At 60.3% G+C, this 25,794-nt stretch carries 23 protein-coding genes; 12 read left to right on the top strand and 11 right to left on the bottom strand.

The window, feature by feature from the left end; all coding sequences use genetic code 11:
• Nucleotides 1-23 precede the first annotated feature (23 nt).
• Complete coding sequence (locus ACR0EZ_RS05005) at nucleotides 24-1,604, bottom strand: FMN-binding glutamate synthase family protein (protein WP_480611528.1); 1,581 nt, start codon at nucleotides 1,602-1,604, stop codon at nucleotides 24-26.
• 227 nt (nucleotides 1,605-1,831) lie between these two features.
• Between ACR0EZ_RS05005 and ACR0EZ_RS05000 the strand changes: the two genes are divergently transcribed.
• Complete coding sequence (locus tag ACR0EZ_RS05000) at nucleotides 1,832-2,200, top strand: fluoride efflux transporter FluC (protein WP_480611527.1); 369 nt, start codon at nucleotides 1,832-1,834, stop codon at nucleotides 2,198-2,200.
• Entirely contained in the window at nucleotides 2,197-2,559 is a 363-nt protein-coding gene (locus ACR0EZ_RS04995; protein ID WP_480611526.1) for a fluoride efflux transporter FluC, read from the top strand. The genes ACR0EZ_RS05000 and ACR0EZ_RS04995 overlap by 4 nt, the downstream gene beginning before the upstream one ends.
• Nucleotides 2,560-2,574: 15 nt before the next feature.
• On the opposite strand, the gene ACR0EZ_RS04990 is transcribed toward ACR0EZ_RS04995, so the two are convergent.
• From ACR0EZ_RS04990 to ACR0EZ_RS04975, 4 genes are read right to left on the bottom strand one after another with little or no spacing between them, the layout of a single operon-like run.
• Nucleotides 2,575-2,901, bottom strand: coding sequence for a cytochrome o ubiquinol oxidase subunit IV (locus ACR0EZ_RS04990; protein WP_480611525.1), 327 nt, complete (start codon nucleotides 2,899-2,901; stop codon nucleotides 2,575-2,577).
• A complete protein-coding gene (locus ACR0EZ_RS04985) occupies nucleotides 2,894-3,526 on the bottom strand; it encodes a cytochrome c oxidase subunit 3 (protein ID WP_480611524.1) in 633 nt (210 codons plus the stop codon). Before ACR0EZ_RS04985 ends, ACR0EZ_RS04990 begins: the two co-directional genes overlap by 8 nt.
• Nucleotides 3,523-5,613: a cbb3-type cytochrome c oxidase subunit I gene (locus ACR0EZ_RS04980; protein WP_480611523.1), complete on the bottom strand. Its 2,091-nt coding sequence runs from the start codon at nucleotides 5,611-5,613 to the stop codon at nucleotides 3,523-3,525. The genes ACR0EZ_RS04985 and ACR0EZ_RS04980 overlap by 4 nt, the downstream gene beginning before the upstream one ends.
• Entirely contained in the window at nucleotides 5,610-6,572 is a 963-nt protein-coding gene (locus ACR0EZ_RS04975; RefSeq protein ID WP_480611522.1) for a cytochrome ubiquinol oxidase subunit II, read from the bottom strand. Before ACR0EZ_RS04975 ends, ACR0EZ_RS04980 begins: the two co-directional genes overlap by 4 nt.
• 193 nt (nucleotides 6,573-6,765) lie before the next feature.
• On the opposite strand from ACR0EZ_RS04975, the gene ACR0EZ_RS04970 reads away from it, so the two are divergent.
• The 8 genes from ACR0EZ_RS04970 to ACR0EZ_RS04935 all read left to right on the top strand — a co-directional run bounded on the left by ACR0EZ_RS04970 (nucleotide 6,766) and on the right by ACR0EZ_RS04935 (nucleotide 17,675).
• The gene (locus ACR0EZ_RS04970) at nucleotides 6,766-8,001 is read left to right on the top strand and encodes a lytic murein transglycosylase (RefSeq protein ID WP_480611521.1); all 1,236 of its coding nucleotides are present in this window, start codon (nucleotides 6,766-6,768) and stop codon (nucleotides 7,999-8,001) included.
• Nucleotides 8,002-8,387: 386 nt separating this feature from the next.
• Complete coding sequence (locus ACR0EZ_RS04965) at nucleotides 8,388-10,016, top strand: peptide ABC transporter substrate-binding protein (RefSeq protein ID WP_480611520.1); 1,629 nt, start codon at nucleotides 8,388-8,390, stop codon at nucleotides 10,014-10,016.
• A 68-nt stretch (nucleotides 10,017-10,084) separates the two neighbouring features.
• Nucleotides 10,085-11,008 carry an oligopeptide ABC transporter permease OppB gene (oppB, locus tag ACR0EZ_RS04960; protein ID WP_480611519.1) on the top strand — a complete coding sequence of 308 codons (924 nt, stop codon included), beginning with the start codon at nucleotides 10,085-10,087 and terminating at the stop codon, nucleotides 11,006-11,008.
• Nucleotides 11,009-11,019: 11 nt separating this feature from the next.
• Nucleotides 11,020-11,949, top strand: coding sequence for an ABC transporter permease subunit (locus ACR0EZ_RS04955; protein WP_480611518.1), 930 nt, complete (start codon nucleotides 11,020-11,022; stop codon nucleotides 11,947-11,949).
• A gap of 1 nt (nucleotide 11,950) precedes the next feature.
• A complete protein-coding gene (locus ACR0EZ_RS04950) occupies nucleotides 11,951-13,756 on the top strand; it encodes an ABC transporter ATP-binding protein (RefSeq protein ID WP_480611517.1) in 1,806 nt (601 codons plus the stop codon).
• Nucleotides 13,757-14,043: 287 nt separating this feature from the next.
• On the top strand, nucleotides 14,044-14,937 hold the full coding sequence (galU, locus tag ACR0EZ_RS04945) for a UTP--glucose-1-phosphate uridylyltransferase GalU (protein WP_480611516.1): 894 nt from the start codon (nucleotides 14,044-14,046) through the stop codon (nucleotides 14,935-14,937).
• A gap of 73 nt (nucleotides 14,938-15,010) precedes the next feature.
• The gene (locus tag ACR0EZ_RS04940; protein ID WP_480611515.1) at nucleotides 15,011-16,447 is read left to right on the top strand and encodes a mannose-1-phosphate guanylyltransferase/mannose-6-phosphate isomerase; all 1,437 of its coding nucleotides are present in this window, start codon (nucleotides 15,011-15,013) and stop codon (nucleotides 16,445-16,447) included.
• Between the two features lie 157 nt (nucleotides 16,448-16,604).
• Nucleotides 16,605-17,675 carry a DUF2793 domain-containing protein gene (locus tag ACR0EZ_RS04935; protein WP_480611514.1) on the top strand — a complete coding sequence of 357 codons (1,071 nt, stop codon included), beginning with the start codon at nucleotides 16,605-16,607 and terminating at the stop codon, nucleotides 17,673-17,675.
• Between the two features lie 34 nt (nucleotides 17,676-17,709).
• Here the strand turns inward: ACR0EZ_RS04935 and fcl are convergent, their stop codons facing one another.
• Both fcl and gmd read right to left on the bottom strand, forming a co-directional pair.
• Nucleotides 17,710-18,687 (bottom strand): GDP-L-fucose synthase, encoded by a 978-nt coding sequence (fcl, locus tag ACR0EZ_RS04930; RefSeq protein WP_480611513.1) that lies wholly within the window; start codon nucleotides 18,685-18,687, stop codon nucleotides 17,710-17,712.
• Nucleotides 18,688-18,697: 10 nt separating this feature from the next.
• Complete coding sequence (gene gmd, locus ACR0EZ_RS04925; protein ID WP_480611512.1) at nucleotides 18,698-19,822, bottom strand: GDP-mannose 4,6-dehydratase; 1,125 nt, start codon at nucleotides 19,820-19,822, stop codon at nucleotides 18,698-18,700.
• 158 nt (nucleotides 19,823-19,980) lie between these two features.
• Between gmd and ACR0EZ_RS04920 the strand changes: the two genes are divergently transcribed.
• Nucleotides 19,981-21,285, top strand: coding sequence for a UDP-glucose dehydrogenase family protein (locus ACR0EZ_RS04920; RefSeq protein ID WP_480611511.1), 1,305 nt, complete (start codon nucleotides 19,981-19,983; stop codon nucleotides 21,283-21,285).
• Nucleotides 21,286-21,296: 11 nt separating this feature from the next.
• Here the strand turns inward: ACR0EZ_RS04920 and ACR0EZ_RS04915 are convergent, their stop codons facing one another.
• Entirely contained in the window at nucleotides 21,297-22,298 is a 1,002-nt protein-coding gene (locus ACR0EZ_RS04915; protein WP_480611510.1) for a sterol desaturase family protein, read from the bottom strand.
• 106 nt (nucleotides 22,299-22,404) lie between these two features.
• On the opposite strand from ACR0EZ_RS04915, the gene ACR0EZ_RS04910 reads away from it, so the two are divergent.
• The gene (locus ACR0EZ_RS04910) at nucleotides 22,405-23,295 is read left to right on the top strand and encodes a LysR family transcriptional regulator (RefSeq protein ID WP_480611509.1); all 891 of its coding nucleotides are present in this window, start codon (nucleotides 22,405-22,407) and stop codon (nucleotides 23,293-23,295) included.
• On the opposite strand, the gene ACR0EZ_RS04905 is transcribed toward ACR0EZ_RS04910, so the two are convergent.
• From ACR0EZ_RS04905 to ACR0EZ_RS04895, 3 genes are read right to left on the bottom strand one after another with little or no spacing between them, the layout of a single operon-like run.
• The gene (locus tag ACR0EZ_RS04905) at nucleotides 23,268-24,347 is read right to left on the bottom strand and encodes a helix-turn-helix domain-containing protein (RefSeq protein WP_480611508.1); all 1,080 of its coding nucleotides are present in this window, start codon (nucleotides 24,345-24,347) and stop codon (nucleotides 23,268-23,270) included. The two genes, ACR0EZ_RS04910 and ACR0EZ_RS04905, sit on opposite strands and share 28 nt — an antisense overlap.
• Before the next feature lie 47 nt (nucleotides 24,348-24,394).
• On the bottom strand, nucleotides 24,395-25,123 hold the full coding sequence (locus ACR0EZ_RS04900; protein WP_480611507.1) for a hypothetical protein: 729 nt from the start codon (nucleotides 25,121-25,123) through the stop codon (nucleotides 24,395-24,397).
• Nucleotides 25,120-25,656 (bottom strand): RNA polymerase sigma factor, encoded by a 537-nt coding sequence (locus ACR0EZ_RS04895; protein WP_480611506.1) that lies wholly within the window; start codon nucleotides 25,654-25,656, stop codon nucleotides 25,120-25,122. The genes ACR0EZ_RS04900 and ACR0EZ_RS04895 overlap by 4 nt, the downstream gene beginning before the upstream one ends.
• Nucleotides 25,657-25,794: the final 138 nt, after the last annotated feature.

The raw sequence follows: 25,794 nt of genomic DNA, 5'->3' as shown, positions 1-25,794 counted from the left end.
TATTTCAAAGCGGGAATGCCGGATCAGAAATGATCTGCCGAGGCAAGTTTCCAGTCCTCGGCAAATTTGTCGGGAACGGTGTCGGACAACAAAGCGCCGTCTTCTAAGATAGTGTAAAGCTCGGCATAGGACCGCTCTTGCTCATCGGCCGTGCGGCGGCGGATATCCCCCGGTCGCAGGTCTGCAACCTTATCTTTGCCCATTGCGCCCAGCAATTCGCGGAAGCTTTCCAGCGTGGCGTCATGAAATCGATGCACGCGCTGGCGTTTTTGCGGAATATTCACCGCCCGCCCCCGGATCGGGTCCTGCGTCGCAACGCCGGACGGGCAGCGATTGGTGTTGCAATGCAGGGCCTGAATACAGCCCACGGCAAACATCATGGCGCGCGCCGCGTTACACATATCCGCCCCAAGGGCAAACTTTTCGACCATATCGTACCCGGTCGCCACCTTGCCCGAGCAGATGATACGGATCTTGTTGCGCAGCCCGACCCCGCGCAGGCAGTTGTTCACGAAGATCAGCGCCTCGTTCAGGGGCATGCCAAGACGGTTGGTGAATTCCACCGGGGCGGCCCCCGTGCCGCCTTCGGCCCCGTCGATGGTGATGAAATCGGGCAGAATTCCCGTCTCTAACATGGCTTTGCAGATCGCCATGAACTCGGATGGTCTGCCGATGCACAGCTTGAACCCGACGGGCTTGCCGCCCGACATCTCACGCAGATGCTGCACAAAATGCATCAGGCCCGTCGGCCCTTCAAAGGCCGAATGAATAGGCGGAGAGATGACATCCTGATGTTCAGGCACGCCACGGATTTCGGCGATCTCTTTGTCGACCTTCGCCGCGGGCAGAACACCTCCGTGCGAAGGTTTGGCCCCCTGCGACAGCTTGATCTCAATCGCCTTGACCACGTCCTTTTTGGCCTTTTCTGCAAAGGCATCCTTGTCAAAGCCGCCCTCGGGCGTGCGGCAGCCGAAATAGCCGGTGCCGATCTGCCAGATGATGTCGCCGCCCTCGGCCAGATGGTGCGGAGACAATCCGCCCTCACCGGTGTTATGGGCAAAACCGCCATCCTTGGCCCCACCGTTCAGGGCCCGGATCGCATTGGCGCTGAGCGCCCCGAAGCTCATGGCCGAGACATTCAGTCGCGACGCGCTATAAGGCTTGTCGCATTGCGGGCCGCCCAGCATGACGCGCTCTTCGCTTTCGGGCACCTCTTTGGGGGCCAGCGAGTGATTGGCCCGGTGATAGCCCACAGTCATGATGTCGTACTGGGTGCCAAAAGCCTGCGTATCCACCTGACCCTTGGCCCGCGAATACACCAGGGCACGAATAATCCGGTTGAAGGGACGACCGCTTTCGTTGGTCTCGACGAAATACTGCCGGATTTCCGGGCTGACGAATTCCAGCATGTACCGGAAATGGCCCAGTACAGGGTAGTTGTTCAGCACGTTGTGCTTGGTGGTCAGCACGTCATAAAGGCCGACAACCGCATAAGGCACCAGAAGGATCAGCAGCCACCATGCGGGGGGCCAGAACACGCCCAAAACCACCACCAGAGGCAAACACACATAAGTCAGGAAATAATAGAGCCTGCGAACAATCATGCCGGTTCTCCCTTGGTGGCACCTGCCTGTGTTGACACGCCCACCGTGAAACAACTGGCCGTTTGATTGCAAGCCTTTGTGCGCCGCGTTTCGGTGACCGGCGTAATTGTGAAGCGCTGTTAAGGGGTTGGCCCTGTTGATCCGGCCCATGGCAACCGGTATGCCGTTTCAGACGCGTAACGAGGCCGACCCCTTTGGCAGACCCTGCATTTAAAAGCCGAACCCTGATGTTTCTGGCGGTTTTCATCGGCGGGGCCATCGGATCACTGCTGCGCGAGGCATTCTCGCTGGAATTGCCGGGCCTGCCGTTCCTGACGGCAACCTTCGGCATCAACGTGGTGGCCTGTTTCATTCTGGGCTGGCTCTATTCCGTGCGCCACCGGGTCCACGCCCATGTGCTGCATCTGGGCGCGGTGGGGTTTTGCGGTGGGCTGTCCACCTTTTCCTTGTTCGTGGCCGAGTTGGAACGGCTGGCGGAAAGCAATGTCTGGGCCGCATCAGCCGCGGCCGGGCTCGAGATCGTGTTTGGCCTTGCCGCAGCGGTGCTGGGCGAAGCACTGGGCCGCCGTTTCCATTCCGGAAGGGGCGCAGAATGACCGAGCTTTACCTGCACGCAATGTTTGGGTTGGGCGGCGGTCTGGGCGCGGTCCTGCGCCATTGGCTGGCCCTTAAGGTCAACCACGATCTGCCCTTTTCCACGCTGATTGTGAACGTGCTGGGCAGCCTGCTGCTGGGGCTGTGGATCGGCTATCTGGGCGGGCCGGTCGAGATGGGCGAAGAAGAAAAACGACTGGTCTTCGGGTTTTGCGGGGGGTTCACCACATTCTCGAGCTTTGCCTATCAATCGCTGGCACTGCACCGGGAACGCACGTTGGTTCTGGCCACCGGCAATATCCTGATCAGCCTGGCCTTGTGCTGGTTTGCGCTGTGGCTTGGGTTGACCCTGACGCGTTGACCACGTTCTGCCGCCCTACATCGCGTGCATATGCATCCGGATCGCCAGATTGCCCATGATCCAGACAGTCCCGAGGATGATGATCAGCAGAACAAGCGTCGAAAACAGGATCAGGTCCAGATCTTCGCGGCTGCTGCGGCGGCGGTCGATATGCAGGAAGTAAACCAACTGAAAGATCAGTTGCGAAAGCCCCAGCAGGCTGAGGGTCAGATACACCCCGATCGTTTCGATACCAAAGGTGTGTGCGATCCCGAACATCGCCAATGTCAGAACCAATGAGCCGCCATAACCGATGACATACCGCCGACGCTCGCGCCGGTGCATTTCGGTTCGCTTATCCATAGGTGAGCCCTCCGAAATAAACGATGGTGATGATGCCGATCCAGATCAGGTCGAGGAAGTGCCAGAACAGCGCCAGCCGGACCACGCGGGACATCAGCAAATCGGTCAGGCCAAAGACCCTTAGCTGGATACCCAGCACGATCAGCCACAAGCAGCCCGCCGCGACATGCAGGCCGTGCAAGGGTACGAGGCCGTAAAACGCGGAAAGGAATCCGCTACGCTGCGGGATGCCGCCCTTTTCGGCCATGGCCATGAAATCGCGGATTTCCAGCACCAGAAAGCTGAGCCCCAGAACCAGCGTCACACCAAACCACAGCACGATGCGCACGTGAGGCAGGTTGTACTTCAGCGCCAGCATGGCGAGCCCGACGGTCAGGCTGCTGGTCAGCAGGATCATCGTCTGGGCAAAGATGCTTTTCAGATCGAACAGCTCATGCGGCCCCGGCCCACCCGCCTGCGCATCGATCATCGTGATGTAGATGGCGAACATCAGGCCAAAATAGACCAGATCGCTCATCAAGAAGACCCAGAAGCCAAAGGTGACGACCTCGGACGCCCTGTCGGCGCTGGCGTGATCCTCGCCCAGGTTGAGGCCCGGATAGCTGTGCTTAGGTGCGCGCCTCATGTCACGGCCTCCATATCCGGGCGGGCAAGGCCGCGGTTTTCGGGAGCGGACTCATGGTCGCGGTCCACCGCCGTGGAACTGTGAACCAGCGCCAGCCAGGCCTCGTGGTCCTTGCGGACTTCTTCGGCGGGAATGATGATCTCGGTGCTGGTGTCGAAACTCCAGAGGATAACGGCCAGGATCAGTGCAATCGTCACCAGGGCGGCCAGCCACCAGATCCACCAGACCAGCGCGAACATCCAGACCCCGCTGAGCACGCACAGGATGAACCCGATCCCGGTGTTTCTGGGCATTTCGATATCCTCATAGGCATCCGGCGTCGGATAAGCCGTGCCGCGTTCCTTGGCGGCGGCAAAATTGTCCCGGTCGGTGACCTGCGGGATGATCGCAAAGTTATAGGGCGGCGGTGGCGACGGGATCGACCATTCCAGCGTCCGCCCGTCCCACGGATCGCCCACAGGGGCGAGAGTTTTCTCGCGGTCGCGGATGCTGACCCAAAGCTGGATCAGGATCGAGAACAGCCCACAGGTAATAACCAGCGCGCCGATCACGGCGGTGATCATGTAGGGATGAAAACTCGGGTCATCCCAACTGAACGACCGGCGCGGCATGCCCATCAGCCCGACGAAATAAAGCGGCATGAAGGTCAGCAGGAAACCGACGGTCCAGCAAAAGACCGAGACCCGCCCCCAGAACTCGTTCAGACGGAAGCCGAACGCTTTGGGGAACCAATAGTTGAACGCCGCGAGCAGGCCGAACAGCACTCCCGGCAGCAGCGCGTTGTGGAAATGGGCCACCAGGAACAGGGTGTTGTGCACCTGATAGTCGACGGTCGGGTTGGCCAACACCACGCCGCTGAGCCCGCCGATGACGAACAGCATCAGGAAGGACAGCCCGTAAAGCATCGGAACCGAGAACCGGATGCGGCCGCGCCACAGCGTCGCCATCCAGTCATAGACCTTCACGCCGGTGGGGATGGCGATCAGCATCGTGGCAATGCCGAACACCGCATTGATCAACGCGCTTTGGCCCATGGTGAAGAAATGGTGCAGCCAGACGGTGAACGACAGCACCGCAATCGACATGGTGGCGATGACCAGCGAGTTGTAACCATAGAGGCGCTTGGCTGAGAACGTCGCAAAGACCTCGGAATAGATGCCATAGGCGGGCAGGACCAGTAAATAGACCTCGGGGTGGCCGAACAGCCAGAACAGGTTGGCGTAGTTCATCATGTTGCCGCCAAGGTCATTGGTGAAGAAGTGGAAATCCAGATAGCGGTCGGCGGCCAGCAGCAGTGCTGCAACGCCAAGCGGCGGCATCGCAAAGATGATCAGGATCGAGCTGCAGATGATCGTCCAGCAATACATCGGCAGCCGCATAAATTTCATTCCCGGCGCGCGCAGCTTGTAGATCGTCACCGCAAAGTTGATGCCGGTCAGAGTCGTCCCAACGCCTGAAACAACGATGGCCCAAATCCAGTAATCCGGTCCCACACCCGGATTGAAGGCAGCCCCGGTATAGGGCGGATAAGCCGTCCAGCCCCCAGTCGAGAACTCACCCACGACAAGTGACACCATCAGCATCATGCCCGCCGAAACGGTCAGGCCAAGGCTCATCTGGTTCATTACCGGGAATGCCACATCACGGGCACCGATCATCAGAGGGACAAGGTAGTTCGCCACGCCAAAGACAAAGGGCACGGCCACAAAAAACACCATGATTGTGCCATGCGTGCTGAACAGTTCGGCGAAATGTTCCGGTTCAAGGAACCCATCCCCCGGCCCTGCGGCCTGTTGCGCGCGCATGACCACGCCCTCCAGCACGCCCCGCGCCAGCATCACAATCGCGAAGACGATATACATGATGCCGATCTTCTTGTGATCCGCGCTGGTCAGCCAGTCGCGCCAGAGCGGCCCCCACAGGCGAAACCATGTCAGCAGTCCGACCACGGCGACAACGCCCACAACCACAATCGCCGCAGCAGCATTGGCGATGATTTCATTCGCGCCGGGGTTCTGGATCAGGCCAGCGACGGGGAACGCATCCCATGTCAGGCGGCCAAAGAAACCGGACTCGGCAGATGTCATTGGCTTGCCTCCTGCCCATAGGCGGTGGTTCCGGGTTGCTGATCCTGCGGCAGCGGTTCGCCGCTGTGATACCGGTGCAGGATGGAGTGAAACAAATCACCCTCTTCCAGCGTGAAATACAGCGCGTGAAGCGGCATGAGCTCGGTTCCCAGAGCCGCCTGTACCTCATCCCGGTCGGTGCGCATGGCCAATGTTTGGTATGTCTCATCGGTCAGAGGGATGCCGTGGGTGCGAACGCTTTCGACCCAGGCATTGAAATCTTGTAGCTGCATGGCCTGCGTCAGAAACTTCTGTTTGGTGAAGCCCCGGCCATTGTACTGCGTGTTTTCGCCTTGCATGGTTTTGGGCGCATCCGCCACCAGATGCAGTTGAGTGGTCATCCCCGGCATCGCATAAATCTGCCCCGCCAGCGCCGGGATCATGAACGATTGCATCACCGTGTCCGTCGTCAGCGTCATGGCAACCTGCTGCTTGACTGGAATACCAAGCTCTCCCACGCTGGCGATGCCCAGATCGGGGTAGATAAACAGCCATTTCCAATCCAGACCCACGACCTGCACCCGCAGGGCCGGTTCCTCGCCAAAAGGCGCGGCGTAGGGGTCAAGCCGATGCGTCGCCTTCCACAGGTAAAAGGACAGAATGGCGACGATAACGACAGGCACGCCCCACATGACGAATTCCAACGGGCCCGAGAAATCCCATTTCGGCGTATAAGCCGCGCCGCCGCCCTTGCGTCGGCGGTATCGCAGCGCGATCAGCGGCACCAGCACAAGAACCGGCACAACGGCAATCAGGATCAGCGCCGTCGCCCGCAGCAGATGGGTTTTTTGCACCGCCGCAATCGGGCCTTGCGGGTCCATGAAACTGTCACTGGCCGCACCCCCCTGGACCGAGGCCAGAAGAACCACCATGGCCAACAGCACCGGAACTGACGCTGGGGACGTTCTGATCCTGGCCATGCCTGACGGTCCTCTGCTGCTGCCGGTTGCGTCCAACTATCGGCAGATACAGGAATTTTCTCAAGGATTTTTCGTAACCGGCAATTGCCGGACGCGGCGGATGTTCAACTGCGAATTTAACCGCGCCGTGCACATAACGCGCGCTCTTCGCTTTCAGTTGACTTGTTTGCAGGACCGGGACAGACATTTTGACATGCGTGCGCTCTTTTTCCTTCTCGGCCTGACCTTGCTGACCGGTGCTGCTTTTGCGCAGGACCGATCCGACGTCGAGCGGCAATTTCAGACCTGGCTGCAGAATACGGTCTGGCCGCAGGCCCGTGCCAAGGGTGTCTCACGCGATACGATGGATGACGCCTTGGGCGGCGTTTCGCTGAACTGGGACCTGCCCGATCTTGTGCCGCCCGGCAGCGCGCCGAAAACGCCCAAGACGCAGCGACAGGCCGAATTCGGCTCTCCGGGGCGGTATTTCAAGGCAAATACGGTGCAGGGGGCCACTTCGGTCGGGCGTCAGATGGCCAAACGGCACGCGGCAACGCTGGCGCGGGTCGAGGCGAAAACCGGCGTTCCGGCCCGCATCATTCTGGCGATCTGGGGTCGGGAAAGCGGCTATGGTCAGGTTCCGATCCGCCACGATGCGTTTCAGGTTCTGGCCACCAAGGGCTTCATGAGCACCCGCGCCGCTTATTTCGAGGCTGAACTGATAGCCGCCCTCCAGATTGCCGAGGCGGGCCATCTGCGCGGGCAGGCGATGAAAAGCAGTTGGGCCGGTGCGCTGGGGCAGCCGCAATTCATGCCGACCAGCTTTCTGACCTATGCCGCTGATGGCAACGGTGATGGGCGCGCGGATATCTGGGGCTCGCCCGAGGACACGATTGCCTCGATCGGCAATTACCTCGCCCGCCATGGTTGGGTGTCGGGCCGCGATTGGGGGTTCGAGGTGACTGTGCCCAAGGCTGTTTCCTGCGCCTTGGAGGGGCCGGATCAGGGCAGACCCATCCGGGACTGGGCGAACATGGGGATCATCCGCGTGTCCGGCAAACCCTTCCCTGCGCATGAATTGGCCGGAGAGGGCTATCTGATGATGCCTGCGGGCCGCAACGGGCCAGCCTTTGTCGTGACGCCGAACTTTTACGTGTTGAAGGATTACAACACGAGCGACCTTTATGCGCTGTTTGTCGGCCATGTGGGGGACCGCATCCAATATGGGGTCGGCAATTTCAGCGGGCGCTGGGGCAAGGTGGGCGGGCTTTACCGCTCGGACATTGCCGGGATGCAGGACGCGCTGGTCCGGCAGGGCCACGATGTTGGCGGGGTCGATGGGCTGCCGGGGTACAAAACCCGCCGATCCATCGGACGCTGGCAGGAGGCGACGGGCCAGACACCCACCTGTTTCCCCGAGGCCGGAATGAAAGCCCGGCTGGCCCCATAACGCCCCCACTGATTCGCCGATTACGGGTGCTTTTCTGAACCCATTCATCCCGCATGATATGTCAGCCTTCACAAAAATGTCATGATCGCGAGGCGTTTCAGAATTTTATTTCGAAAGCGCTGCCTGCCAAAGTTTCATTCAAACTTTGATCCCACAAAGACTCCAAAACCCTTTACCTTTGCCCAAAAAGCGGCACGTTCCGCACCAGTGAAAGAAAGCTTTCGCAGTTGAATTTCCGACATTGCCTGCCGCTGAGGGCCGAATTTTCTGACCCCACCGCGATCTAGATCAAAGCGAAGCTTAAGCAGATGCCGGAAACGCACAGGTAGACGAGCCCCGCCACAGCCGTGGCCCGGCTTCTGACACCAATAAATGGGAGTAAACACATGAACAGAACAATCCGAACCTCGTTGGCGGGGCTGATGACCTCGACCATGATCACTGGTGCCGCCTTTGCCGCAGGCACCCATCCCGTAACCGGTGAAGCATTGGCCGATGACCAGACCTTTACCTATCGCATCCTGGACGAGCACAGCTCGGTCGACCCACAGGTGGTCGAGGATGTGTCCGGCGCCGAGATCGTGCGTGACCTGTTTGAAGGTCTGATGAACCAGGACGAAGACGGCAATCTGGTGCCCGGTGTTGCCACGGCCTTTGAAGTCAATGACACCAAGGACGTCTACACGTTCACTCTGCGCGACGATGCCAAGTGGTCCAACGGCGACCCGGTAACCGCCGGTGATTTCGTTTTCGCGTGGAAACGTGCTGTCGATCCTGCCCTGTCCTCGCCCTATGCGTGGTTCATGGAGCTGATGTCGATCGAAAATGCTGCTGACATCATCGCGGGCAAAGCCTCGGTCGACGATCTGGGCGTCAAGGCCATCGACGACAAGACGCTGGAAGTCCGGCTGAGCGCCCCCCTGCCCTATTTCCCGCAGATGACCACACATTCGACCACCTTCCCTGCCCCGCAGAAAGTGATCGAAGAGTTTGGCGACGCGTGGACCAAGCCTGAAAACATTGTCTCGAACGGTGCATATGTTCTGACCGAGCATCTGCCGCAGGAACGTTCCGTGCGTGAACGCAACGAGATGTACTGGGGCAACGACAACACCATTATCGACAAAGTCGTATCGCTGGTCATCAACGATGAAAACGTCGCCCTGACCCGCTATCTGGCAGGCGAGCTGGACCGCACCGAAATCCCCGCAGGTCAGTTCCCGCGTCTGAGCCAGGAGCACCCGGAAGAGGCCATCAGCTTCCCGCGTCTGTGCAACTACTATTACACGTTCAACCTGTCCGAAGGTGGCCCCGAAGCCTTTAAAGACCCCAACGTCCGTCAGGCCCTGTCGCTGGCTGTTGACCGCGCGATCATCACCGAAAAGGTCATGGCCGGTGGCCAGCCGCAAGCCTATACCTTTGCGCCCGAGGCCACCGCAGGCTTCACCGTTCCGGCAGTCGAGATGGCGTCGATGAGCCAAGCCGAGCGGGACGAGCTGGCCAAGGAACTGCTGGCCGAAGCAGGCTACGGCCCCGACAATCCGCTGAGCTTCGAGATGGTGTACAACACCTCGGAAGACCACAAGAAGGTCGCCGTGGCGCTGAGCCAGATGTGGAAGCAGAAGCTGGGCGTTCAGGTCGAACTGGCCAACATGGAATGGAAAGTATTCCTGGAAGAGCGCGGCAACCAGAACTTCGATCTGGCCCGTGGCGCATGGTGTGGCGACTATAACGAAGCCTCGACCTTCCTCGACCTGCTGCAGTCGGATTCGGGTTACAACGACGGCAAATTCGCCAACACCCGCGTTGATGAACTGCTGGCCGAGGCCAAAACCTCGGACGATCCGGCACCGCTTTACACCGAGGTCGAGCGGATCATCGCGCAGGAAACCCCTGTGATCCCGATCTACCACTATGCCGGTGTCTACATGATGGACAGCGATGTGGGGAACTGGCCGGTGAACAACGTCGAGCAGAACTGGTACTCGAAAAACCTTTATAAGCTCGCCGAATAATCGTCTTTGGACCGCGCCCTGTCCCGGGATCGCCCGGGGCAGGGCCAAAAAACATGGGGGCAGAAAAAATGCTTGCCTATAGTGTGCGGCGACTGATGGTCGCCATTCCGACGATCCTGTTGCTGGTCGTCGCCTGTTTCTTCCTGATGCACGTCGCGCCCGGCGGCCCTTTCACCTCGGAACGGCCCTTGCCGCCGCAGGTTCTGGCCAATATCGAGGCGCGCTACGGGCTGGACCAGCCGCTGTGGAAGCAGCTTTGGGACTATCTGTACAACATCGTCGTGCATTTCGATTTCGGCCCGTCCTTCAAGTTCAAGGACCGGGACGTGAATGATATCATCGCGCAGGGCTTCCCGATCTCGCTGACCTATGGCTCGCTGTCGTTTCTGTTTGCGACCGCCATCGGTGTCGCGCTGGGGATTGCTGCTGCGATCAAGCACAACAGTTGGATCGACTATTTCGCTGTTGGTCTGGGCATTGCCGCGCAGGCGCTGCCGAACTTCATCATGGGCCCGATCCTGATCCTGACCTTCACCCTGTGGCTGGGCTGGTTGCCGGGCGGAGGCTGGCATGGCGGCCAATGGCAGTATCTGGTGATGCCGGTTATCGCGCTGGCCACGTCCTATATGGGCTCGATTGCGCGGATCACCCGGTCGTCGATGCTGGAGGTTCTGAACTCGAACTTCATCCGCACTGCGCGGGCCAAGGGCCTGCCGACCAGAACCGTGATCTGGCGGCATGCTCTGAAACCGACGCTGCTGCCTGTGGTGTCCTATCTGGGACCGGTCTTCGTCTATGTGCTGACCGGCTCGGTGTTTGTCGACATCTACTTTTCGACAGGTGGTCTGGGTCAGGCCTATGTGAACTCGGCGCTGGCGCGGGATTATGCGGTGCTGCTGGGGGTCACGATCCTCTATGGCACGCTGACCGTCATCGTGAACCTGCTGACCGACCTGGCCTATGCCTGGTTCGATCCGAAAATCCGTTACTGAGGGGCTGGCAAATGCTTGGAAAATCACAAAAAGCCGCCCATCTGGCCGAGGAAATCACCGATTACACGGCAATTCAGGGGCGTTCGCTGTGGCAGGACGCGCGGATGCGATTTGTCCGCAACAAGGCCGCGATGGCGAGTGTTTTCATCCTGGGCATGATCGTTCTGTTCACGATCCTCGGGCCCTACTTTGCGGTCTGGAACAACGAAGAGATCGACTGGAACGTCATGGGTGACGTGCGCGGCATGGGAATGCCATCGGTCGAGACGGGGCACTATTTCGGTGTCGATGATCTGGGGCGCGACCTGTACAGCCGCGTCATTCAGGCGACCACGACCTCGCTGCTGGTGGGTCTGATCGGGGCTGCGACGGCGCTGATCGTGGGCACCTGCTATGGAATCGCCGCCGGGTATATCGGCGGGCGCACCGACAGCGTGATGATGCGTTTCGTCGATATCCTGCTGGCGATTCCGGCGACGCTGGTCATCATCCTGCTGCTGGTCGTAGCGGGGCGGTCGTTCTTCATGCTGTTCATCGCGCTGGGAGCGGTGGGTTGGCTGACCATGGCGCGGATCGTGCGGGGGCAGACCCTGACGCTGAAAAACCGCGAGTTCATCGAGGCCGCCCGCGCCGCCGGTGTCAGCGAGTTCACCATCATGTACCGCCACATCCTGCCCAACCTGTTGGGCGTGGTGATCGTCTACGCCTCGCTGCTGGTGCCCGAGATGATCCTGACGGAAAGCTTCATCTCGTTCCTCGGACTTGGGATTTCGGAACCCTACACCTCGCTGGGGCGCCTGATCGCCGAAGGGGCCGGCACGATGAGTTACGGCACCCTGTGGCAGTTGATGTACCCCCTGACATTCTATGTCGCCATCATCATCACCATGTTCTTCATCGGTGATGGTCTGCGCGACGCTCTGGACCCGAAGGATCGCTGATATGAGTCTGTTTTCCGTAAAAGACCTGAGCGTCCGCTTCGACACCCCCGATGGCGTTGTCGAGGCCGTCAAAGGCACAAGTTTCGACATCAATCCCGGCGAATGCCTAGGCATCGTGGGCGAAAGCGGGTCGGGCAAAAGCCAGACTTTCATGGCCGCGATGGGCCTGCTGCCGCCTGCGGGTCGGGCCTCGGGGTCGGCCATGCTAAACGGCAAGGAAATTCTGAACCTGCCGGTGAACAAGCTGAACCAGATCCGCGGCGCCGATGTCGGCATGATCTTTCAGGACCCGCTAACCGCCTTGACCCCGCATCTGCGGGTCGGGCAGCAAATGCGCGAAGTGTTGCAGGTGCATGAGGGCCTGCAGGGTTCCGCCGCACAGGCGCGTTGCCTGGAATGGCTGGAGCGCGTGCGCATCCCCGAAGCGAAACGCCGTCTGGACCAGTATCCGCACGAGCTGTCGGGCGGGATGCGCCAGCGGGTGATGATCGCCATGTCGATGCTGTGCAACCCCAAGCTGCTGATCGCGGATGAGCCGACAACCGCGCTGGACGTGACCGTTCAGGCCGACATTCTGGACCTGATGGTGCGGCTGCAAAAGGATGAAGGCACCGCGATTGCCCTGATCACCCATGATATGGGCGTCGTCGCGCGGATGTGCGACCGCATTCAGGTGATGCGCATGGGCGAATTTGTCGAGGCTGGCGAAACGGGCGACATTTTCCGCGCGCCAAAGCACGACTATACCCGCACCTTGCTGGAAGCGATGCCCCGGATCGACGCGGGCGACGCCCCCAAGGCGCTGGCCAAGGTCGAAGACCCGTTGCTCAAGGTCGATGACGTCAAGGTGCATTTCCCGATCCATGTCTCTGGCGGGCTGTTCGGGCACAAAGTGCCGCTAAAGGCCGTTGACGGCGTCAGCTTTGACATCCGCAAGGGTGAAACTTTAGGCATCGTCGGGGAATCCGGCTGCGGCAAATCGACATTGGCGCGGGCGGTTCTGCAACTGATCGAACCCAGCGCGGGCAATGTCAGCTGGCTGGGTCATCCCATCGTGGGATTGAAACGGGCCGAGCTGAACAAGTACCGTAAGGACCTGCAGATCGTGTTTCAGGACCCGCTGGCCAGCCTCGATCCGCGCATGACGATCTCGGCATCGATTGCCGAACCGCTCAAGACTTATCGACCGGACCTGACCGACCGCGAGCGCAAAGAGATGGTCGCCGAGATGATGGAACGGGTGGGCCTGAAAGCAAATATGATCAACCGCTACCCGCATGAACTGTCCGGCGGGCAGAATCAACGTGTCGGCATCGCGCGGGCGATGATCAACAAACCCAAGCTGATCATCTGCGACGAGGCGGTTTCCGCCCTCGACGTGTCTATTCAGGCTCAGATCGTTGAATTGTTGCGGGAACTGCAACAGGAATTCGGGTTGTCGATGATCTTCATCAGCCACGATTTGTCAGTCGTTCGCGCGATCTCGAACCGGATCATGGTTCTGTATCTGGGACGTATTGTTGAACTGGGGGATGGCGAGGTCATCTGCTCGGACCCGATCCATCCCTACACGCAGTCCTTGATTTCCGCCGTGCCGATCCCGGACCCGGAGGTCGAGCGCACCCGACAGCGCCTGAAACTGCCGGGCGAACTACCCTCACCCATGGACCCAAAAGCGGCTTTACGCTTTCTGCCCAGTCGGTTGACGGCTGGCGAAACAAGCTATGTGCCGAAGCTGACCGAGGTCGCGCCCGACCATTTTGTAGCAGAACACGATCCGCTGGAACGGATCATGGGAACCGCCTGAATGAACACCCCGAAACCGAAACGCCGGTTTCGGGGCTTTTTCTGCGCAAAGACATCGGCAAGGACCCACCGCATGTACTTTAAAGTTTGCACTCTGTGAACTTCGTTATTTAACTCAAGGCCACAAAGGTTAATTGTTGGTTTTGACTCACAAGCGCTCCGGTGGCACGATTTAACCGATTGGTGCCCGGTTTCACGGGCCTTGTTGATTGACCAGGCTTCGCAGCCTATTAGGAAGTCCCGGATGCTGTTTGCCCTTCCGGTTGAATATTGAGTTTGAGAGGCATCATGACACGCAAGGTCACCAAAGCGATTTTCCCGGTAGCAGGGCTGGGAACGCGTTTCCTTCCGGCAACGAAATCCGTTCCCAAAGAAATCATGACATTGGTGGACCGCCCGCTGGTACAATATGCCATTGACGAGGCGCGGGCCGCCGGGATCAAGGAATTCATCTTCGTCACCTCGCGGGGAAAATCCGCCCTCGAAGACTATTTCGACCACAATCTGGTGCTGGAACAGGAACTGAAGGCCAAGGGCAAGGACGAACTGCTGGAACGGCTCAACGCAACCAATATGGAAAGCGGGGCCATCGCTTACATCCGCCAGCACAAGGCGCTGGGACTGGGCCACGCCGTCTGGTGTGCACGTCGGCTGATCGCGGACGAACCCTTTGCGGTCATGCTGCCGGATGACGTGATCGCCGCAGACAAACCCTGCCTGCAGCAAATGATCGAAGCTTATGAGGAAACCGGCGGCAACATGGTCGCCGCGATGGAAGTGCCCACCGAGAAAACCAGTTCTTACGGCGTCTTGGACGTCGGTGACGCGGTAGGTTCGGTTGTCCGCGTCAACGGAATGGTGGAAAAGCCCAAGCCCGAACAAGCGCCCTCGAACCTGGCGGTGATCGGTCGCTACATCCTCAGCCCTTCGGTGCTGGACAACCTGAACGACAAAAAAGCCGGCAGCGGCGGAGAAATCCAGCTGACCGACGCGATTGCACAGGACATCGACAACGATGTGCCGGTCTTCGGATACAAATTCAGCGGTCAGCGCTTTGACTGCGGATCGAAATCGGGCTTTCTGCAGGCGACCGTGGCCTTTGCGCTCGCCCGCGACGACCTGCGCGACGATCTGGGGCAATTTCTGCACGATATCGTTGCGACAGGACAGGCGGCGCAATAAACCGGATGTCCGTTTACCTTACTGCGATTAAAGCGGTAAAACCCGCCAACAACAGCGCAGGGGTTCGTGCAAAATGAAAACTGTCTATCCCGTCATTCTTTGCGGTGGGTCCGGCACCCGTTTGTGGCCACTGTCGCGCAAAAGTTATCCCAAACAGTTTGTGCCTCTGCTGGGCGAGACGAGCCTGTTGCAGGACTGCGCCGAGCGCATGCGCGGACCGGTCAACGCACCCTATGCAAAACCACTAATCCTGACCAACGAGGCCTTTCGCTTTGTGGTGCCCGAGCAGTTGACGGCCATTGGCATCGACCCGGGTCCGGTCCTGATCGAACCAGAGGGGCGGAATACGGCGCCTGCCGTGCTGGCCGCAGCGTTGCACCTTGCAACCAGCGATCCGGACGCGGTGATGCTGGTCGCGCCTTCCGATCACGTCGTACCGGACAAATCCGCCTTTCATCAGGCCGTCTCTACGGGTGTTGAGGCCATCGAAGCGCGCCGTGATCTCGTGACCTTTGGCATCACACCTGACCGGCCCGAAACGGGATACGGTTATCTCAAACTGCGCCATGCACCGGACGCGAGCGGTACGGCCGTGCCGTTGGACAGGTTCGTCGAAAAACCCGATCTGGAAACCGCCGGGATGATGGTTGAAGACGGAAGCTATTTGTGGAATTCGGGCATCTTCCTCTTTGGTGTGCAGGACATCATCGCAGCCTTTGAAGAACACGCCTCTGCCCTCATCGATCCCGTGAAACAGGCCGTAGCCGATGCCAGGGCCGATCTGGGATTTTTGCGGCTTGACCCAGAAGCGTGGGCGGGCGTTGCAGATATCTCGATCGACTATGCAGTGATGGAAAAGGCCAGCAACCTCAGCGTTGTTCCTTACGCGGCGGGTTGGTCCGACGTTGGCAGCTGGTCCGCTGTTCAGGAACTGAGCCATCCCGATACAGATGGCGTTGCCACAACCGGTGAGGTCACAACGATCGATTGCTACAACGTTCTGGTTCGCTCGGAATCGCCTTCGCAAGAGGTGGTCGCGCTTGGGGTCGAGAACATGATTGCGGTCGCCATGCCCGATGCGGTGCTGGTCGCTAGTATGGACAAGGCGCAGGACGTCAAACAGGCGGTAGCTGCGCTCAAGGCCAAAGGCGCGAAGCAGGCAGAAGAACTGCCGGTGGATCATCGCCCCTGGGGTTGGTTCGAAAGCCTGGTGATCGGGGACCGGTTTCAGGTCAAACGCATACACGTGCATCCCGGCGCGTCGCTGAGCCTGCAATCGCATCATCACCGCTCGGAACACTGGATCGTTGTAGAAGGCACGGCCAAGGTCACGATTGACGATGATGAACGGCTGGTGACCGAGAACCAGTCGGTCTACATCCCGCTTGGCGCTGTTCACCGGATGGAGAATCCGGGCAAGGTTCCCATGGTTCTGATCGAAGTGCAGACCGGTACCTATCTGGGCGAAGACGACATCATCCGGTACGAAGACATCTACGCCCGCAGCTGAGGCAGGGAACCGCGCGCGGGTCTTTGCCTTGGATTTGCACCCAAATTCTTAGCAATACGTAACCCGGACGTCCGCTCCGGTCAGACAGGATTCAGGCGCGTCACTGCAGGTTGGCGCGCAACAGAAGTGTCAGACCGACAGCCACAGGAGGACGCCCGTGTCACAGAACTCTCCCCGATTGAACCTGCCTTTCCTGCAACCCTCGCAGGCGCAGAAGCATGTCACGCATAACGAGGCCCTGCGCCGGTTGGATCTGGTGGTGCAACTGAGCGTCCTCTCGATCAACGGCACCACGCCGCCCCCTGCGCCGGATCAGGGCGAGTTGCATGCGTTAGGATCATCCCCCGGCGGCGACTGGAGCGGGCACCCGAATGAGCTTGCCGCGTGGCTGGACAACGCCTGGCATTTTGTGACACCGGATACCGGCTGGCGCGTTTGGGATCAGGCGAGCGGTCAGCTCAAGGTCTGGGATGGGACCGCATGGATCGATCCGCCGGTCGCGACCCAAAATCTGGCAGGTGTGGGCATTGCAACCACCTATGACACTACCAATCGGCTGTCGGTCAGCAGCCCAGCAACCCTGCTGAGCCATGAGGGTGCAAGTCATCAATTAAAGATCAACAAGGCGGATACGGGCGATACCGCCTCACTGCTGTTTCAGTCGAACTGGACCGGCCATGCCGAGATGGGCCTGTCCGGCGGCACCGGGTTTTCCATAAAGGTTTCGCCAGACGGCGGCAGCTGGACCCAGGCGCTGGCGTTTGATCCCACCACCGGAACCGCAAGCGGGGCGGCGGTTCAGGCCAGCCCGGATGACACCACAACCGGTCGTCTGATGCGCGCGGATTATGGCTATGGGCCCGGCAATCTGCTGGGGTCGGTGTCCGAAAACTCGGGCATCCCGACCGGTGCCGTAATCGAACGCGGCAGCAACGCAAATGGCGAATTTGTCCGGTTCGCGGATGGCACGCTAATCTGCACTGCCGAACTGAGTGCTGTGGCCTGCACCACAGGCGAGGGCGCGCTTTTTGCAAGCACCTCAACAACATGGGACTTTCCTGTGGCATTCGCCGCAGCCCCCGCTGTCAGCGGCAGCGGCGGGGCTTCGGGGCGGTTCCTTGGCTTTGATGCGCCGTCGGCGTCGCAAGTGGCCTGCAAAGTTCTCTCTGCCGTCTCGGACGCCGGGACTCAGTCACCGACCGCCATCGCGATTGGTCGCTGGTTCTAACTGCCGTAGCCGCCCGGCCCCGGTGGTCGGGCGGCTATTTGGCGCGCAAACTCTGATCGGACTGCTCAAGAAACCACGCATAGGTGTCGCAAAGCCCGTCTTCGAGCCCGATGCTGGCGCGCCATCCCATATCTCCAAGGCGGGACACATCCATCAGCTTGCGCATTGTCCCGTCCGGCTTTGACACATCCTGCGTGATCCGGCCCGAGAAGCCGACAGTTTCCGCCACCAGCGCCGCCAGTTCGGCAATCGAGATATCCTCGCCACAGCCCACGTTGATATGGCTCAGCATGGGCAAAGTGTTGGCAGTGTAGACATCGCGCGGCAGGTTGAGCACGAACAGAGACGCCTCAGCCATGTCATCCACATGCAGGAACTCGCGCCGGGGTTTGCCGGTGCCCCAGATGATCACCTCGTCCAGACCGTCCCGTTTGGCTTCGTGGAACCGGCGGATCAGGGCAGGCAGGACATGGCTGTTTTCGGGGTGGAAATTGTCGCCAGGCCCATACAGGTTCGTCGGCATGACCGAGCGGTAATCGACCCCGTGCTGCCGGTTGTAGCTTTCGCACAGCTTGATCCCGGCGATTTTTGCCACCGCGTAGGGTTCATTTGTGGGTTCCAGAATGCCGGTCAAAAGGGCATCTTCGCGCATGGGCTGCGCCGCCTCGCGCGGATAGATGCAGGAACTGCCCAGTTGCAGCAGGGTCTTCACACCTGCCGCAAACGCCTGATGGATCACGTTGCATTCGATCATCAGGTTTTCATAAATGAAATCAGCCGGGTAAGTGTTGTTGGCGTGAATGCCACCGACTTTTGCAGCGGCCAGAATGACCACATCCGGCTGTTCGGCCTGCATGAAATCGCGCACTGCTGCTTGGTCCGTCAGATCCAGTTCAGAATGCCTGCGGGTGACAAGCTTCAGCGCTTCGCCGGCGGCCTGCCGTTTTTGCAACCGGCGCAGGATCGCGCCGCCAACCATGCCGCGGTGCCCGGCTATGTATATCTTGCGCATGCGGCCCTCCTCAGCCGTTTTCCAGACTGACCGGCAATGCGAACCCATACTCTTTCAACAGCGCATGGCGTTTTGCTGTCTTGAGGTCTTCGGACACCATTTCGGCGCACATTTCCTGCACCGTCAGTTCCGGTTCCCAGCCCAGTTTGGTTTTGGCATTGGTCGGATCACCCAGCAGCGTTTCCACCTCGGCCGGTCGGAAATATTGCGGGTCGATGCGCATGATCACATCCCCCGGCTTCAGCGCGGGCGCGTTGTCGCCGTCGATGGCGGCGACCGTTGCGACCTCATCCACACCACTGCCGGTGAACTCCAGCGAGATACCAAGCTCGGCCGCCGACCATTCGATGAACTGACGCACCGAGTATTGCTTGCCGGTGGCAATTACAAAATCTTCCGGCGCGTCCTGCTGGAGCATAAGCCACTGCATCCGCACATAATCCTTGGCGTGGCCCCAATCGCGCAGACTGTCGATATTGCCCATATACAGACAGTCTTCGAGCCCCTGCGCGATATTGGCCAGTCCGCGTGTGATTTTGCGGGTCACAAAGGTCTCACCCCGGCGCGGGCTTTCGTGGTTGAACAGGATGCCGTTGCAGGCATACATGCCATAAGCCTCGCGATAGTTCACCGTGATCCAATAGGAATACAGCTTGGCAACCGCGTAGGGCGAGCGTGGATAAAACGGCGTCGTCTCGCGCTGCGGGGTTTCCTGCACCAGACCGTAAAGCTCGGATGTCGAGGCCTGATAGAACCGCGTTTTGCCCTCGAACCCCAGAAAGCGGATCGCCTCGAGCAGGCGCAGGGTGCCGATGGCGTCGACATCCGCTGTATACTCTGGCGCTTCAAAGCTGACCGCGACGTGGGATTGTGCACCCAGGTTGTACACTTCATCCGGCTGAACCTCGCGAATGATGCGGGTCAGGTTCGAGGTGTCGCTCAGGTCGCCATAATGCAGCCGCAGCTTGGGGTTCGGCTCGTGCGGGTCCTGATAGATATGATCGATGCGCTGCGTGTTGAACGAGGACGCCCGCCGCTTGATCCCATGAACTTCATAGCCTTTTTCCAGAAGGAACTCGGCCAGGTACGATCCGTCCTGCCCGGTGATACCGGTAATCAATGCCGTCTTGGTCATGGTTTGCCTCACAAAACTCGTGCGCCGATGTGGTGTCTCAAAAACAGCAAGAACCGTTGGAATGCAAGCCAAGGCCGCTATCGGGCATTGAAACTGACGGCGGTTTCTTTGAATGTAGGCGCGCCGTCGGCGGTATTAGGTAAGAAGGACTTTGTTGAATGCGTATTGCGATGATCGGCACGGGCTATGTCGGCTTGGTGTCGGGCGTGTGTTTTTCGGATTTCGGTCATGAGGTGATTTGCGTCGATAAGGCCGACCAGAAAATTCAGATGCTGCAGGCTGGCAAAGTTCCGATCTATGAGCCGGGGCTGGATGTGCTGATGGCCAAGAACGTTGCAGCCGGGCGTCTGAGCTTTACCACCGATCTGGCTGCGGCCGTGGACGGCGCGGATGCGGTGTTCATTGCCGTGGGCACGCCGACGCGGCGTGGCGATGGCCATGCGGACCTGACCTATGTGATGGCCGCCGCCGAAGAGATCGCAAATGCCGTGACCGGCTACACCGTGATCGTGACGAAATCCACGGTACCGGTTGGCACGAACCGCAAGGTGCATCAGGTTGTTGCCGCGACCAATCCGGATGCGGATTTCGACGTCGCCTCGAACCCCGAGTTTCTGCGCGAAGGCGCGGCGATCGACGATTTCATGCGCCCTGACCGGGTGGTCGTCGGCATCGAAAACGACCGCGCGGCCGAGGTGATGGCGGAAATCTACCGCCCGCTTTACTTGCGCGACTTCCCGATCCTGACCACCGATCTGGAAAGCGCCGAGATGATCAAATACGCCGCCAACGCGTTTCTGGCGACCAAGATCACCTTCATCAACGAAATCGCGGGCCTGTGCGAGCGTGTTGGCGCGGATGTCAAAGAGGTCTCGCGCGGGATCGGGCTGGATGGCCGCATCGGCAACAAGTTCCTGCATGCAGGGCCGGGCTATGGCGGCTCGTGCTTTCCCAAGGACACAACCGCTCTGGCCCGGATCGGTCAGGAATTTGCCCATCCGATGCAGATCACCGAGACGGTCATGCGGGTCAATGACGAGGTCAAGAAGCGGATGGTCGATAAAATCCGCGCGGTTTGCGACGACAGTTTCAACGGCAAGACCGTGGCTGTGCTGGGCGTGACCTTCAAACCCAACACGGACGACATGCGTGATGCGCCCTCGCTGACCATCGTGCCCGCCCTGATCGGTGGCGGCGCAAAGGTGCGCGTGGTTGATCCTCAGGGCCGGTCCGAAGGCGAGGCCTTGCTGCCCGGTGTGGAGTGGATGGATGACCCCTATACCGCTGCTGAGGACGCGGATGTCGTGGTCCTGCTGACCGAATGGAACGAGTTTCGGGCCTTGAAGCTGACCGATCTGTCTGGCGCGATGAGAACCCCCCGCATGGTCGATTTGCGTAACATCTACTCGAAAAGCAAAGCGCTGAGTTCCGGGTTCGCGACCTATGTAGGCGTCGGGCGCTGAATCCGCCCGGCCTATTCGGCCAGCCAGATCTTGCGCCGCCGTTCCTTGACCAGCTCATTGCCGTCTTCGGTCCCGTCGTGGAACGTGTTGAACCATTCGTCCCATGGCGTCTCCCACGTGCCGTAGTTGCAGTCGAAGAACCGGTGGTGCAGTTGGTGAAAGAAATCGCCCAGCTGAAACTTCGCCTTGTTGCCCAGCTTCACATGCTCGAACCCCGCGTGCGAGGTCGGCGCGCCGATCCCGTGATGGAACAGCAGAAAGATCGCATGGATCGGGTGGGCGGGCAGCAGGAAGAAGATCATCGTGTCGAACATCAGGAAAAAGCTTTCGACCGGATGCATCGCCAGCCCGGACCAGGGGCCGGTGTTGATGTTGCGGTGATGCCAAGCGTGCACCTTGGTATAAAGCGGCCCCACATGCAGCAACCGATGCAGCCAGTAGAAATGGAAGCCCGCCCAGATCGGAACAAAGATCACCATCACGACAAACCAAACCGGGTTGCTGTCGAAGGTGATCATCGTCGCCCAGCCATTGGCATAGGAATAAAGGATCAGGCACTCCCAGAATGTCCAGAATGTCAGGGCAGGCCCGAGCGTCCAGAACATGTTGTCCCAGACCTGATTTTTGAAGGTAAAGACCTTGGCCCCTTTCATCATCGGGCGCATGTCATAGCGGTATTCGTCCTGCTGGGTGCGGAACTTCCACAAGGCAAGATGCAAGCCGCCAGCCACCACCATCAGGATGCAGAAATTGCGGAACCAAATCTCTGCGACCCAGTCCCAACTGAAGGTTTCGATCCGCGCCAGTGACGGCGTCAGAAAAGTCCACGTGATGATGGCAAAGACGAACAGAAACGCCCGCAGTGCCAGCGGATTCCAGCTTTGCAGCAGGTATCTGAGCGTCGCCAGAGGTTTCATCGGCCAGTCCCAATAGGGCGAGGTCTGGATCGGCAGTTGCGGTGTGTAGTTCCAGATTTTCCGCTTGGGGCGCGGTGGCAGGGCAGGTTGGGGCATGGCGTGGCATCCGTTCTGATCGCTGACTGCAACCATAGGCCGCCCGCGCGAAAGCTCAGAACGTATAGTCTTGCCCGTGAGGATAAGTTTTGCTTAGCCTGATCGCATGACAACCCGCATCCCCTCGCTCAACTGGCTCCGCGTGTTCGAGGCCGCCGCCCGCACCGAAAGCTTCTCGCGCGCGGCGAGCCAGTTGAACATGTCCGCCGCCGCTGTCAGCCAGCAGGTCAAGGCTTTGGAAACCCGGCTTGGAACACCTCTGTTTCATCGACACGCCCATGCGGTAACCCTGACCGAGGCAGGCCGAGCCTATCTGCCCTCGGTCCAGCAATCGCTTCTGATGCTGGAAACGGCGACGACCGGACTGTTTGGCGAAACACGCGAACAGAGGCTTTATGTGCAGTCCGTTCTGCTGTTCGCCCATGGCATTCTGGCTAGCGGATTACCCGAGTTTCAGCGCGCGCAGCCCCAGATCAACCTGTCGCTGTCCACCGGCAACCTGATCGCGGACTTCGCCAACCGGTTCACCGATCTGCAGATCGTGTTCGGCAACCCCGCCCTGTTCAGCACCGAAGGCGACGAGCTGCTGCGCGAGCGTCTGTATCCCGTGGCCCCGCCCCACATTGCGGCTGCGATCAACTCGCCACAAGACCTGTTTCAATTCACCCTGATCGAGGTTTCAACCCACCGCGCAAGCTGGCTACACCTGTTTGAAACATTGCGACTGCCAGCAGGACAGGCGCGGTATTTCTTTGCCGACAATTCCCTGATGGCCGCGGAACTCTCAGCCTGCGGCGGCGGAATTGCCCTGGCGCGCGCCCCGGCATCGGACCGGATCATGGAACTGTCGGGGCTTGTGCCCTGCCTGCCGGGGGTCGAGGTATCCGGGCAGGAAGCCTATCACCTGATCTATCCCTCGCGCGCCTCTCTGCGCCCCTCGGCGCGGGTGTTTCGGGATTGGTTGCTGGATTACAGCGCCGCCGTCCAGACCCGATAGCGCCCCTGCCCTGTGACCTCGCGGATCAGGTTGCGCCGGGTGAACCGGTCGATATTGCGCTGCACCGCTGCACGGGACGCTCCGGTCAGTTCCTCGGCCAAAGGGGCCGATACCATGGGCCATGCGGTCAGAACATCGATCAGGCGCGGCGGCGTCCGGCCGCTCAGGTCTTCGACCGCCTCGCGCGCGCGGACCTCCCAGGCGCTCACCCTGTCGAGATGCAGCAGAGCCGCCAGCACCGCCTGCCCTACCCCCTGCAACCAGGCTGACAGCTTTTCATGTGGCTCGCCCACCCCGCGCAGCGCACCCGGCCCCGACAAGGCCAGAGGCATGAACAGCGCCCCGCCCCGACCCATCGATGCCGCGTGCCGGGCGGCGACGATGGCGGCCTCGGTATCCTGCCCGATGCCCTGCGACAGCGCACGCCAGGCGTGAAAGGCGATTGCGGCCTGTGTCACCGGGTGCAGACCTTCTGCGTTGCGCATGACCTCGGCCAGATCCGCGACCGTTTCGGGCACCTCTTCGATGCCCTGCGCCATCCGGTCCAGAAAAGCGGTCAATCCACCCTCCCACCCACCGACCGAGGGCGCGGCCCCGCCGGTCAGACGTCGCACCGCCCATCCGGCGCGGAACAGGGCCTGTACATCGTCTCCGGTCGCGCCGATCCGCAACCCGGTCCACAGCGCAAGGCGATCCACGCTGATCCGGTCGCCCGTCCACCAGCCCAGATCGGACACATCCATCAGGGCCAGACGATGCGTCCACCCTTCGGGCCCCGCCCGCAATCGTTCGTCCAGCGCACCGAAAGTCAGGGCAACATCGGCCAGTTCAGCCGACAGCCCGTCTTGCGCGGCGCGCCAGTCACGCGGGTCAAACAGCGTTCGGGTGTCGGCGCGCGGCCCCGGCGGTAGAAACGCGTCCTGCGGCCCTTCATCTTCGGGGGGGAGAAACCAGAGGTCCTCTTCTTCCGAAGGGTCCGCGTCATAAATGCTCCGAGGCCCCAGATCCTCGGCCTCGTCATCCGGTTCGGGCATGACACGTTTCGACTTCATACCCGGTATTCTTTGGGCATTTTCGCCGCTTCACAAGGGGTTTTCTGTCAGCCCGAGAAGGATTGCATCAGAACGTCCAGTTCACCACCCAAATCTGTCTGCGCGTCGCCCCCCAACAGCATGTACCCATAGCCGTCCTGCGCCCAGGTCGCGGTCGCCAACCCGCTGAGAACCGCGTGTTTGACGTCCTTGTTCGGGGCCGCCGGACCCTGACGGATGACACAGAAGGCGAAGGGCTGGCCCTGGTCGTCGGCGAAAACGATCTGGACCAACGGCTTGCCTTTGAACGACAGAACCTGCGCCCGTTTCAGGTTCAGCCCCGGCAATCCCTCCAGCGTCTCGCGGTTCAGGGGGCGGCCCAGACGCTGTTCCGCCTGCGCGAACTGCGTGTCCAGCAAGGCAGGCGTGCTATCCAGCGCCGCAATGGTTTCGGGCGCATAGAGGGACTGGTAGATCGCGGCCTGTTCGGCCCACCCCATCGGGACCGGGCGGGTCGCCCAGAAGGTCAGCGCCACAGCGGCAATCGCGGCGCAGGCTGCAACGGCAACCAATCGAAGAACACCGCCGGTGCGCGCGGGTTCTGGCAGGTCGATGACCGGGGTATCCGACGGCAGCTTTTCGAATACCCCAAGAACCACGGGGGCAAACGGATCAAGCGCCATCAAACGCTGCTCAAGCTCGGCATCATCCTCTACCGCAGCCTCGATGGCATGGCACTGGTCCTCATCCAATGTGCCTTCCAGATAGGCCAGAAGTGTGTCGTCAGAGACCTTCATTTGCCACTCCGTTGCGCGGCCCCGGCCGCATCGTGCTGCATCACGGTTTTCAGCGCCCGCCGGGCATTCGACAGCCGGCTCATGATCGTGCCGATGGGAACCTCCAGCAGCGCGGCGGCTTCGCGGTAGCTGTACCCTTCGACGAAGACGAGCATAACCGTTTCGCGCTGCGCCTCTGGCAGGTGCATCACCTGTGTAAACACTTCAGACGCGAAAATATTCGTCTCGGCATCGACCCCGGGGGCGACCAGATCGGCCTCGGGCGTCACCGACAGCGCCTGCGCCCGCCGAACCGACCGCGCGCGCACCTCGTTCAGCCAGATCGAGCGGCAGATCGTCATCAGCCAACTGTCCAGCCGGTCAAAGGATGTCACCTGATGATGCCGTTCCAACGCCCTCAGGCATGTGGCCTGCACCAAATCATCTGCCACATCCGACGCACCCGACAGTGCAAGAGCAAACCGCCAGACGCGCCTCGAATGCGTCTGCACCGCGCGCCGGACGGCTTGTTCGGAACTGATCTTGCTGCTCATGGACTAATGCGCGACCTATTTGTGCATCACGGGCGCCGCCCGTGCGATCAGGATTGACATACTGGGTTGGGGAAAGAAAAGAAACTTATACTAGGGCTTTCCGTCACCATTTGGGCACCATCACCGCAAGCTTGCCCC

The sequence above is a fragment of the Ruegeria sp. AK4 genome (assembly GCF_056541025.1).
Note: the sequence above shows the minus strand (reverse complement) of the source record. Positions and strands in the feature narration are given on the sequence as shown.

Coding starts and splice junctions, on each gene's coding strand:
- ACR0EZ_RS04955 (WP_480611518.1), top strand. CDS start 11,020: ATGCTTGGAAAATCACAAAAAGCCGCCCATCTGGCCGAGGAAATCACC.
- ACR0EZ_RS04910 (WP_480611509.1), top strand. CDS start 22,405: ATGACAACCCGCATCCCCTCGCTCAACTGGCTCCGCGTGTTCGAGGCC.
- ACR0EZ_RS04900 (WP_480611507.1), bottom strand. CDS start 25,123: ATGAAGGTCTCTGACGACACACTTCTGGCCTATCTGGAAGGCACATTG.
- ACR0EZ_RS04920 (WP_480611511.1), top strand. CDS start 19,981: ATGCGTATTGCGATGATCGGCACGGGCTATGTCGGCTTGGTGTCGGGC.
- ACR0EZ_RS04970 (WP_480611521.1), top strand. CDS start 6,766: ATGCGTGCGCTCTTTTTCCTTCTCGGCCTGACCTTGCTGACCGGTGCT.
- ACR0EZ_RS05000 (WP_480611527.1), top strand. CDS start 1,832: ATGTTTCTGGCGGTTTTCATCGGCGGGGCCATCGGATCACTGCTGCGC.
- ACR0EZ_RS04950 (WP_480611517.1), top strand. CDS start 11,951: ATGAGTCTGTTTTCCGTAAAAGACCTGAGCGTCCGCTTCGACACCCCC.
- oppB (WP_480611519.1), top strand. CDS start 10,085: ATGCTTGCCTATAGTGTGCGGCGACTGATGGTCGCCATTCCGACGATC.
- ACR0EZ_RS04905 (WP_480611508.1), bottom strand. CDS start 24,347: ATGAAGTCGAAACGTGTCATGCCCGAACCGGATGACGAGGCCGAGGAT.
- ACR0EZ_RS04895 (WP_480611506.1), bottom strand. CDS start 25,656: ATGAGCAGCAAGATCAGTTCCGAACAAGCCGTCCGGCGCGCGGTGCAG.
- galU (WP_480611516.1), top strand. CDS start 14,044: ATGACACGCAAGGTCACCAAAGCGATTTTCCCGGTAGCAGGGCTGGGA.
- ACR0EZ_RS04995 (WP_480611526.1), top strand. CDS start 2,197: ATGACCGAGCTTTACCTGCACGCAATGTTTGGGTTGGGCGGCGGTCTG.
- ACR0EZ_RS04990 (WP_480611525.1), bottom strand. CDS start 2,901: ATGGATAAGCGAACCGAAATGCACCGGCGCGAGCGTCGGCGGTATGTC.
- ACR0EZ_RS05005 (WP_480611528.1), bottom strand. CDS start 1,604: ATGATTGTTCGCAGGCTCTATTATTTCCTGACTTATGTGTGTTTGCCT.
- gmd (WP_480611512.1), bottom strand. CDS start 19,822: ATGACCAAGACGGCATTGATTACCGGTATCACCGGGCAGGACGGATCG.
- ACR0EZ_RS04985 (WP_480611524.1), bottom strand. CDS start 3,526: ATGAGGCGCGCACCTAAGCACAGCTATCCGGGCCTCAACCTGGGCGAG.
- fcl (WP_480611513.1), bottom strand. CDS start 18,687: ATGCGCAAGATATACATAGCCGGGCACCGCGGCATGGTTGGCGGCGCG.
- ACR0EZ_RS04980 (WP_480611523.1), bottom strand. CDS start 5,613: ATGACATCTGCCGAGTCCGGTTTCTTTGGCCGCCTGACATGGGATGCG.
- ACR0EZ_RS04915 (WP_480611510.1), bottom strand. CDS start 22,298: ATGCCCCAACCTGCCCTGCCACCGCGCCCCAAGCGGAAAATCTGGAAC.
- ACR0EZ_RS04975 (WP_480611522.1), bottom strand. CDS start 6,572: ATGGCCAGGATCAGAACGTCCCCAGCGTCAGTTCCGGTGCTGTTGGCC.
- ACR0EZ_RS04965 (WP_480611520.1), top strand. CDS start 8,388: ATGAACAGAACAATCCGAACCTCGTTGGCGGGGCTGATGACCTCGACC.
- ACR0EZ_RS04940 (WP_480611515.1), top strand. CDS start 15,011: ATGAAAACTGTCTATCCCGTCATTCTTTGCGGTGGGTCCGGCACCCGT.